Raw genomic sequence first — 1,565 nt, forward strand, 5'->3', positions numbered from 1 at the left:
CGCTGGTACATCTTTTCTATCTTAACCATTTTTTATCTTCCAAATATTTTACCCATTGTTCATATATATTCTCAGTAGAAGCTTTCATAATAACTTCAATGTTGGTGGGTGTTCTAATAATTTTGTTTAATGCATCTATACCATATTCATCGACAATATATTTAATCAAAATGCCAGAATATAAGTAAGCTGTCGATCCTGCTTCATCAAAGTATACAGATCCTGATTCCAATTGTCTTAGAGTTGGATAATCGTTGAAGGTAGACCTAGACTTAATATCTTCTTCAAGCTGTTTAGAAGCATATTCTGCGATTCCTTCGTCTAGCCATTTTAAACCTGCAACAGACGGGTTAATTTGTTGAATAACTGCATGAACAAATTCATGGATTAATTGAAACGTATTCTTGAATTCCACCTATTAAATGTATAGGTGTATACACCTTAATAATATTTTCCTTCGATACATAAGTACCTTCCGTTTCGCGTCCAATCATTTCAACAAATTCTTCTTTATCAGCATAAACGTGAATAACAACTTTATTGTTATCCTCGTATTGAAACATATTGGTAATACGGGGATAATTCAATTCAAACGATTCTGCCAGTATCTTTACCATCTCTTTTTCATCTTCACCTGAACTTGGACTGTAAAAAAGACCATGTTCTGTTTCTTGAATAAGAATTAATTCTGTGTTTTCTTTGGAACAGGCAGTACTTGATAATAGAATTATAAAAATAAAACTAATCATTACAATTGTTATTTTTTTCACATTTCTCCACCCCTATTACACCAATAAACTTCTTTATCCGTTATATTTTTGATTATCTTCATTGATAAGTAATACGAAAATTTATTTAAAATGTTTCATTTTTCAAAAAAATTTCTGTTTTACTACAGAAATGCCCCATATTGTGAAATAACAATTCTCAGTTTGGGCAGTAGGAAAAACTAATCGACTCATTAATCATTTTGTTTCTTTATGACATTTTTAGAATGAAGGGCAGTTATCAGTTGCGTATATATGTAGTCAGGCATTCATTAGTTAATAACACCTTATAACTTGAGGGGAATGAAAATCTATGTCTGACTATCTGTGCAAAGGGAAAGGGACAAATGAAATATTTTGTAATTGTCAATTTGAAGAATTCATATTAAGTGATGGAACATCCCAAGCAGTATTTAATCCAATTGTTTTGACAACGGAAACAATAAAGGTTTTAGAAAGAAATTACTTAGTAAAAATTACTACTATGGTAGACTTGCAAATATCAGCCGCTACCACAGGAGTATTTGGTGTGGATTATAAAGTGGAACGAATTACAGGTAATTCTGTTACGACATTATGCAGTTTCAATGTAAGTGATGATAGGAGTGGTGATTTTACATTAAACCCTGTCAATACAGTTTGTGATACACCTCCAACAGGGATTCATGTGTATCAATTATCAATTTCAGACAATAAATGTATACCAACCAGCTTGAGACTAACGAATAATTGCCGTTGTATTAACGTTACTACTTTAAAAAATATGTATTAAACATAAGAAAGGCCCTTCTCTAAAGA

General features: G+C 31.3%; 3 protein-coding genes. 1 reads left to right on the top strand and 2 read right to left on the bottom strand.

What is annotated here, in order from left to right; all coding sequences use genetic code 11:
* Positions 1-16: 16 nt before the first annotated feature.
* A complete protein-coding gene (locus SLH48_RS22245; RefSeq protein ID WP_320259907.1) occupies positions 17-415 on the bottom strand; it encodes a peptidase MA family metallohydrolase in 399 nt (132 codons plus the stop codon).
* Positions 381-770, bottom strand: coding sequence for a hypothetical protein (locus SLH48_RS22250; protein WP_320259908.1), 390 nt, complete (start codon positions 768-770; stop codon positions 381-383). Before SLH48_RS22250 ends, SLH48_RS22245 begins: the two co-directional genes overlap by 35 nt.
* A gap of 310 nt (positions 771-1,080) precedes the next feature.
* On the opposite strand from SLH48_RS22250, the gene SLH48_RS22255 reads away from it, so the two are divergent.
* Positions 1,081-1,539, top strand: a complete 459-nt coding sequence (locus SLH48_RS22255; protein WP_320259909.1) for a hypothetical protein — start codon at positions 1,081-1,083, stop codon at positions 1,537-1,539.
* Positions 1,540-1,565 lie beyond the last annotated feature (26 nt).

The sequence above is a fragment of the Cytobacillus sp. IB215316 genome (assembly GCF_033963865.1).
Lineage (GTDB): Bacteria > Bacillota > Bacilli > Bacillales > SM2101 > Nanhaiella > Nanhaiella sioensis.